Origin of the sequence: Paraburkholderia solitsugae, assembly GCF_013177695.1 — a bacterium.
GTDB lineage: Bacteria > Pseudomonadota > Gammaproteobacteria > Burkholderiales > Burkholderiaceae > Paraburkholderia > Paraburkholderia solitsugae.
Map to the genome: position 1 here is coordinate 23,999 of NZ_WOEY01000147.1, position 8,271 is coordinate 32,269.

The following is an 8,271-nucleotide window of genomic DNA, read 5'->3' on the forward strand; positions in this document are numbered from 1 at the left end:
CAAAAGAACTGCAGGGCTTTTTTGCATCGAGCGCCGCGTCAAAACCAGTACGCGATACTCGAACACGCGAACGAGAGCCGCTTACTTCCCGCCCACGCTTTGCAGCGTCGTCCACTTGCCGTCGACAACCTTGTACAGCGTGATGCCGCCGTTCTTCAGGTCACCCTTGCTGTCGTACGCGAGGTTCGCTGCCGTCACTGCCGGCATCGAGGTCTTCGCGAGCAGCGGCAGGTACTTGGCCGGATCGGTCGAGTTAGCCTTCTTCATCGCGTCGAACATGGCCATTGCGCCGTCGTAAGCGTACGGCGAGTACGTTTGCACGTCTTCGTTGAAGCGCTTCTTGTACTTCGCGACGTAGTCCTTGCCACCCGGCATTTCTTCCAGCGGCAGGCCAGCCAGCGACGCCACCGTGCCGTTCGCTGCGTCACCCGCGAGCTGGATGAACGTCGGCGTGTGGACCATTTCGCCGCCCATCAACGGAGCCTTGATGCCCAGTTGCTTCATCTGCTTGACCATCGGCGCCGCTTGCGAATCCGCGCCGCCGTAGTACACCATGTCCGGGTTGACCGACTTCAGCTTGGTCAGGATCGACTTGAAGTCGACAGCCTTGTCGTTCGTGTATTCACGATCGACGATCTGGCCGCCTGCAGCCTTCGCCGCCTTTTCGAACTGATCTGCCAGACCCTGGCCGTACGCCGTGCGGTCGTCGACGATCACGATCTTCTTCATGCCCAGGGTCTTCACCGCGAACGTGCCGGCGACCGAACCTTGCTGCGTGTCGGACGTCATCATGCGGAACGTGGTCTTGAAGCCTTGTTGCGTGTACTCAGGCGCCGTCGCCATGGCGATTTCGGGGATGCCCGCGTTCGCGTAGATGCGCGAAGCCGGAATCGTGGTGCCCGAGTTGAAGTGGCCGAGCATGCCCTTGATGCCGTCATCCACCAGCTTTTGTGCAACGGTCGTACCGGTGCGCGGGTCAGCCTGGTCGTCGGCCGAATCCAGCACGAAGCGAACCTGCTTGCCGCCGATCATCGGCTTGGTCGCGTTCATGTCTTCGACAGCCAGCGTGATGCCGTTCTGGAAGTCCTTACCGTAGTGCGCCTGTGCGCCCGTCATCGGACCGGCAAAGCCGATCTTCACGTCTTCCGTCGATTGAGCGTTGGCCGTCCCCGCCAGCGACATTGCCGCAACTAGTGCTGCGCCTGCCAGCTGTTTCATCTTGTGTTGCATAGCTTCTCCTTGGTACCAGGTGTGGATGGAGCGGTTTTTCGGGGTCGCCGTACCGCTTCCGTTTTTTTGAAGTAATCGATGAGGTTCGCTCAACCGATCGTCATCAAATTCGCATTACCGCCTGCTGCTGCCGTATTCACGCTGACCGAGCGCTCCGTCAACAGACGCTCGAGCGCATAGTCCTCATCGCCGCTTTCCAGCGCGCGAGCCGCGACGCCCTGCACCGAGACGATCGGCCCCGGACGTTTCGCGACTTCCTTCACCAGCGCCAGCAGTTCGTCGCTATCGCCTTCGAACAGCACGGCATCAAAAGGCGTATCGGCGCTCTTCTTCACGCTTGCGTAAGACTTCAACGCGGCAGGCAACTGCGCCACCAATTGTTCACCAGCCGCGCCCTCGAACAACGCGCGATTTCCCGTAGCCAGCGCCGCGGCAAACTGCACGCGCGCACCGCTCGCCGTCGAGGCAATACACAGCACCGTGCCGCGCGCGCCCAACGTGTACGTGTTGCGCTCGCCGGTGGGCCCAGACAATACCGCAGTTGCGCCCGCCGGCACATGCGACAGATAACCGTCGCAGCGTGCGGCCAGCACCGGCTGCTGTTCGCTGATCAGCCAGTCGCGCAACGCCGTCAAGGCAGCGGACGGATTGTCGCTGTTTTCACCCGCTTGTGGCGCATCCACGATCAACGACTGCGCCAGCGACTTCGGCAACCCAGCCGGACGCGTAGCCAACAGACGTTGCAGATACAGTGCGCCACCCGCTTTCGGCCCCGTACCCGACAAACCTTCGCCACCGAACGGCTGCACACCCACCACCGCGCCGATCACATTGCGGTTCACATAGATGTTGCCGACGTGCGCGCGGCTGATCACGTGAGCGATGGTTTCATCGATCCGCGTGTGAATGCCGAGCGTCAGACCATAACCGGTCGAGCGAATCTGTTCGAGCAGCTTGTCCAACTGGCTGCGGCGGTAACGCACCACATGCAGCACCGGGCCGAACACTTCGCGCTTCAATTCGTCGATGCTGTCGAGTTCGATCAGCGTCGGCGGAACAAACGTGCCTTGCGCGCCGCCTTCCGGCATCGGCAGTTGCTCGACTTTGCGGCCTTTCTCGCGCATCGCCGCGACGTGCGCGTCGATGCCGCGTTTCGCGTCGAGGTCGATCACCGGGCCGACGTCGATCGACAGGCGGTCCGGATTGCCCACCGACAGTTCGCGCATCGCGCCCGTCAGCATTTCGAGCGTGCGGTCCGCGACATCCTCTTGTAGACAAAGAACGCGCAACGCGGAACACCGTTGACCGGCGGAATCGAACGACGACTGCAGCACGTCCGCAACCACCTGCTCAGCGAGCGCCGAGGAATCGACGATCATCGCGTTCTGGCCGCCGGTTTCGGCGATCAGCGGGATCGGTTTGCCTTCCGGGTCGAGGCGATTCGACAGCGTCTTGTTGATCAGACGCGCGACTTCGGTGGAACCGGTGAACATCACCGCACGGGTGCGCGGATCGGCCACCAAAGCGGCGCCGACCGTTTCGCCATTGCCCGGCAGCAGTTGCACCGCGCCCGCCGGCACGCCGGCTTCGCGCAAGATACGCACGGCTTGCGCTGCGATCAGCGGCGTTTGTTCAGCCGGCTTTGCTAGCACGGTGTTACCCGCTGCAAGCGCCGCGGCGACCTGGCCCATGAAAATTGCCAGCGGGAAGTTCCACGGGCTGATACACACTACCGGACCGAGCGGGCGGTGCGTGTCGTTGGAGAATTCGTTGCGGATCTGCGTCGAGTAGTAGCGCAGGAAGTCGATCGCTTCGCGGATTTCCGCGACTGCGTTCGCCAGCGACTTGCCGGCTTCACGCACCACGAGACCCATCAGCGTGTGCATCTGCGCTTCGAGCAGATCGGCGGCACGCGCGAGGCAATCGGCGCGGGCATCGACCGGCGTGGCTTGCCAGATCGGTGCGGCGGCGACCGCGTGTGCCAATGCCGCGCTCACGTGTTCCGACGTCGCTTCGACGACCGTACCGACGAGGTCGCGATGATCGGCCGGATTGCGCACATCACGTGCGACGCCGACGGCGATCTCGTTGTCCTCCAGCATCGGCGCGGCGCGCCACGGATGATGCGCGCTCGCCAGCAATGCCGACGACAGCGAGGCCAGACGATGTTCGTTCGACAGATCCAGGCCCATCGAATTGAGACGCTCGGCGCCAAACAGATTGCGCGGCAGCGGAATCTTCGCGTGCGGCGCGCCGAGCGGGGCGATCTTCGAGGCTTCGTCGACCGGATCGGCGATCAGGTCCTTGATCGCGACGTTTTCGTCGGCGATGCGGTTCACGAACGACGTGTTCGCGCCGTTTTCCAGCAGACGGCGCACGAGGTACGCGAGCAGCGTTTCATGGGTGCCGACCGGCGCATACACGCGGCACGGACGGTTCAGCTTGTCGCGGCCGGTCACTTCCTCATACAGCGGTTCACCCATGCCGTGCAGGCATTGGAACTCGTACTGGCCGGGGTAGTAGTTATTGCCCGCGAGGTGATAGATCGCCGACAGCGTGTGCGCGTTGTGCGTGGCGAACTGGGGATAGACCGCGTCCGGCGCGCCGAGCAACTTCTTCGCGCAGGCAACGTACGACACATCGGTGTAGATCTTGCGCGTGTAGACCGGATAGCCTTCGAGGCCGTCCACTTGCGCACGCTTGATTTCAGTATCCCAGTACGCACCCTTCACAAGGCGGACCATGATGCGGTGACGGCTGCGGCGCGCCAGATCGATGATGTACTCGATCACGAACGGGCAGCGTTTCTGATACGCCTGCACCACAAAACCGATGCCGTTCCAGCCGGCCAGTTCCGGATCGAAGCACAGCGCTTCGAGCAGATCGAGCGAGATTTCGAGGCGGTCGGCTTCTTCAGCGTCGATGTTCAGGCCGATGTCGTAGCGGCGCGCGAGGATCGCCAACGAGCGCACGCGCGGCAGCAACTCGCTCATCGTGCGTTCCTGTTGCGAACGCGAATAGCGTGCGTGCAACGCCGACAGCTTGATCGAAATACCCGGGCCTTCGTAAATGCCGCGGCCGCCGGCAGCCTTGCCGATCGCGTGGATCGCCTGTTCGTACGACGCGTAGTAGCGTTGTGCGTCAGCTTCGGTGGTGGCGGCTTCGCCGAGCATGTCGTACGAGTAGCGAAAGCCGCGTGCTTCGTACTTGCGGCTATTCGCCAGCGCTTCGGAGATGTTCTCGCCCGTGACGAACTGCTCGCCCATCAGGCGCATCGCCATGTCGACGCCCTTGCGGATCAGCGGCTCGCCGCCCTTGCCGATCAGACGCGTGAGCGCTGACGAGAGGCTCGCCTCGCTGTTGGTCCCCACCAGTTTGCCGGTGATCATCAAGCCCCACGTCGCGGCGTTGACGAACAGCGACGGTGCCTGGCCGACATGCGACTTCCAGTCGCCCTTGCTGATCTTGTCGCGGATCAGCGCGTCACGCGTGGCGCGATCCGGAATGCGCAGCAGCGCTTCGGCGAGGCACATCAGCGCGACGCCTTCCTGGCTCGACAGCGAGAACTCGTGGATCAGCCCTTCGACGCCGCCGCCCTTGCTCTTGGTGCGCAGCGTTTCGACCAGCTTGCCGGCCATCGCTTGCACGTCGCCCGCGAGGTTGGCCGGCAAACGCGCCTGGCCGAGCAGGAACGGCACGCATTCCGGCTCGGGACGGCGGTACGCAGCGGTGATCGCGGCGCGCAGCACCGATTGCGGTTGCACGTTCTGCGCGAATTCGAGGAACGGATGCGACGCACCGTCTTCCTCCTGCTCTACCGAGGCGCCATCAGCCAGATCGGCCGAGCCGGTGTGGCCCGACAATTCAGGCGGCAATTGGCCGTGTTCGATCTTTTCGAGGTATGCGAAGATCGCCTGCTTGATCAGCCAGTGCGGAGTGCGCTCGAGGCGGGTGGCGGCATCTTTCAGCCGGGAACGCAGGAGGTCGTCGACCTTGACGCCAAGGGTGGTGCTAGCCATGTTTCCTTCTTCGGATACCAGACGAATTCGCTGGAGAAAGACTAAAAGTTGGGCGAATCGTACGCCTCCAAATAAAAAGGTGCAACCATGCACATCGCATGGTTGCACCTTCGTGAGAGCCCTGTACGGCGGGGGTTTGCGCCGAATGGTGCCGGGCGTGGCGACAGCGGTTGCGATCAGTACTTTCCCTGGCGTGATTCTTTTCGCTTTTACCCTTATCAGATTGCTCGGCGCGCCGTTATACAGAACATGGATGGTCGCGGCCGCAAGGCACGCACATAAAAACGGTACGGGGTTTTAGAGGACTGGCGAAATGGAAAAGTGGTTAGTGATATTGGGCATCTGGGCGATGTGCGCGACGTGCGCTGTGCTGTTCATCCGCGGCGCGACGGGTGCTTCGTCCCGGCGCACGCCCGCGGATGAGCGCGCGCGCCCCGCATCGCGTGCATCGGCGGGCGATACGCGAACCGCGTTGAACGATTGAGTGGTTAATTCCGGCGACTCGCGATAGCCATAGCGACGCCGGTCCCGACTGACACAACGAGCAGTGGATATGCGTCGCCAGGTTCAACCGGCGGCGGCGCCGGCGCGTGCGTCAGTGAGGCGGGATTGACTCGAACTGAGCGCAAGCGTCGTCGGGCGAAACGAGCTGGTCGTGCAGACGGCAAAGCCGGCTGTCCGCCACGCTCGCACCAAACCCGGAACTGAACACGGCGAGATCCGGAATGGTCTGCTCCAGTGAATGCCGATCCTCGGCGCGATACCGGCAGCTTGCACAGCGCGGCGCACACGCGTCTCCACGTGCGTGGGCCGTGCCGGCGATGCGAACAGCGGCGCTCATCACGAGCCCTGCCCCAAGCTATTCCAGTACGGTGCGAACACGTGCGCGGACAGCGCGTAGCCGATGGCGATATTGACAGCGACACCCGCTGTGAAAGCCAGGAACGGCTTCAGGCCGATGGACGTCAGCGAGCGCAGGCGTGTGGTCAACCCGATGCTCAGGAAACAGAACGTAAACGCCCACGTACGCAGCGCGGTGATCGGCGCAACGAACTCGGGCGTGACGATCTTGCGGTAGTCAGCCAACGAGTAGTGGCTGGCGATCCACGTCACCAGCGCCGATGCGATCACGAAGCCGATCACGAATTTCGGAAAGCGCGCCCAGATTTCACCCGCATGGGCCTTGGCTTTGACGCCGCTGTCCTGCGATTCCCAGCGCGTCGTCGCGACAATTGCCAGCACGAACGCCCAGATACCGATCCAGATATCGCGGCCGACCACCTTCATCAAGGTGAACGCCTGCAGCGACGCCTCTGGTGCGCCCGCAATCACGCCGCCCGCGTGCTTCGCGAAGTCACCATAGGCCTGCGCGGCGGCGATGCCGGCGGCGTCGGCGAATTCGGACGTGCCAATCCATGCGCCCGCCACCGCCGTCGATAGTCCCAGCGAACGCGATGCGAACGGCAGCACGAAGATCATCACGATGGCCCATAGCACGACCAGCGTGATCGCCACCGACGCCTGTTCGCGCTTGGCCCGCACCGCGCCGGCGATCGCAATCGCTGCCGACACGCCGCACACCGCGCCGCCCACGCCGAGCACGGCCGCAAAACGCCGGTCGAGACCGAGCGCCTTGGCGGCAAAGAAGATGACGAAGAACGTCACGAGCGAGACGATGGTCGCCTGCCCGACCGCGACCGGCCCCGCCCACACCAGCAAGGTGAACGGCAGGGTCGCGCCGAGCAGCACAATGCCGACCTTGATGTAAAACTCCACGCGCAAGCCGGCCGAAAACCACTCGGGCAGCGTGAACACGTTCGAGATCAACAGGCCGAGCGCCAGCGCCACCAGCGGCGGCTCGAGGTTGTACTTCGACGCATTGACCCAGGCGCCCAGCGTGAAGATCAGCGCCGATGCGATGAATAGGATCAGGAACGACGCCAGGAACGAGCCAACCCGCTGTTTCAGCGCAGCAAGGCTCACGCCGAACAGCAACGCGAACGCGATGAACAACGCGACATAGTTCGGCAGATGCTTGCCAATGTCCTGCGCGGCTTGTGCCACAGTCGACCATTTGGCCGGCGCGACCGCCAGCCACTTGATGCTACCGCCCGAGGCGAACAGCCCCCAGGCGATCACGATGACCAGCAGGCCGATCCAGACGGCCCACCAGTCTTCAGTCAAAAAGAGACCGCCGCCGTGTGCGCTATGGCCGCTGCGGTGCTTGCCGGGCGCAGCACCGGTCGGCAGCGTTTGATTGGTGTCGCTCATCGCAATGCCCCCGAGGTAGTTGAGGTGCATCGGCGCGGGAAATTTTGAGTTTTGTTAAAGCACGCGCCGATTCGGCGAAATATAGGCGAGCGGCGTCGCAAAGCGAAACGACCATTCGCTCTATGAATATGACTCAAAGGAGTAATGCCCCGGGTGCCGCGGCGTCACGGGCAAGGGCCAAGGGGCCAGGCGTCAAATGTCGAGCGGGTCGACTTCGAGGTTCCAGCGCAGCACGCCTTTCAGGCCGCGCAGCATCGGTTGCCATGCGCGCAAGGTGGCCTGCAGCGCGCCCCGCGACGCGCTCTCGATCAGCAATTGCGCGCGATGCGCGTGCATCACTTTGACGATGGTGAGCGGCACGGCGTCATAGACCGTCACACGCTCGGCGGCCGGAATCTCCGTCAGCGCGGCGGCGGCCTGCTGCAGGAAGGCGATCGCGGCTTCGAGCGTGCGGCCTTCGGCACGCAGCAAAGCCTGATAGACGAACGGCGGCAGATGGGCATCGCGCCGCTCGGCCAGCGTCGAACTGGCAAAGCCGACGTAGTCATGCCGCCCCAGCGCGTGATACAGCGCATGGCGCGGATAGCGCGTCTGCACCAGCACTTCGCCCGGCAACCCGGAGCGGCCCGCTCGACCGCTCACTTGCATCAATTGCGCAAAAAGGCGTTCGCTCGCGCGGAAGTCGTGGGAAAACAAGGCGGTGTCGGCATTCAGCACGCCGACCAGCGACACTCGCTGGAAATCGTGGCCC

The 8,271-nt window shown here is 63.5% G+C and carries 4 protein-coding genes and 1 pseudogene; 1 reads left to right on the plus strand and 4 read right to left on the minus strand.

The genetic code is table 11. From position 1 onward, the window contains the following. Positions 1–81 precede the first annotated feature (81 nt). Positions 82–1,230 (minus strand): branched-chain amino acid ABC transporter substrate-binding protein, encoded by a 1,149-nt coding sequence (locus GNZ12_RS37360; RefSeq protein ID WP_172317149.1) that lies wholly within the window; start codon positions 1,228–1,230, stop codon positions 82–84. 89 nt (positions 1,231–1,319) lie between these two features. Beyond that, positions 1,320–5,249 carry a trifunctional transcriptional regulator/proline dehydrogenase/L-glutamate gamma-semialdehyde dehydrogenase gene (gene putA / locus GNZ12_RS37365; protein WP_172317151.1) on the minus strand — a complete coding sequence of 1,310 codons (3,930 nt, stop codon included), beginning with the start codon at positions 5,247–5,249 and terminating at the stop codon, positions 1,320–1,322. Between the two features lie 313 nt (positions 5,250–5,562). Here putA and GNZ12_RS37370 point away from each other — a divergent pair, with 313 nt between their 5' ends. Further along, a complete protein-coding gene (locus tag GNZ12_RS37370) occupies positions 5,563–5,733 on the plus strand; it encodes a hypothetical protein (RefSeq protein WP_172317153.1) in 171 nt (56 codons plus the stop codon). A gap of 356 nt (positions 5,734–6,089) precedes the next feature. Here GNZ12_RS37370 and GNZ12_RS37375 read toward each other — a convergent pair whose 3' ends face one another. Both GNZ12_RS37375 and GNZ12_RS37380 read right to left on the minus strand, forming a co-directional pair. Then, positions 6,090–7,520, minus strand: coding sequence for a YeiH family protein (locus GNZ12_RS37375; protein WP_172317155.1), 1,431 nt, complete (start codon positions 7,518–7,520; stop codon positions 6,090–6,092). 192 nt (positions 7,521–7,712) lie between these two features. Next, positions 7,713–8,271, minus strand: a pseudogene (locus tag GNZ12_RS37380) (primosomal protein N'); the annotation flags it as partial.

Coding starts and splice junctions, on each gene's coding strand:
- GNZ12_RS37360 (WP_172317149.1), bottom strand. CDS start 1,230: ATGCAACACAAGATGAAACAGCTGGCAGGCGCAGCACTAGTTGCGGCA.
- putA (WP_172317151.1), bottom strand. CDS start 5,249: ATGGCTAGCACCACCCTTGGCGTCAAGGTCGACGACCTCCTGCGTTCC.
- GNZ12_RS37375 (WP_172317155.1), bottom strand. CDS start 7,520: ATGAGCGACACCAATCAAACGCTGCCGACCGGTGCTGCGCCCGGCAAG.
- GNZ12_RS37370 (WP_172317153.1), top strand. CDS start 5,563: ATGGAAAAGTGGTTAGTGATATTGGGCATCTGGGCGATGTGCGCGACG.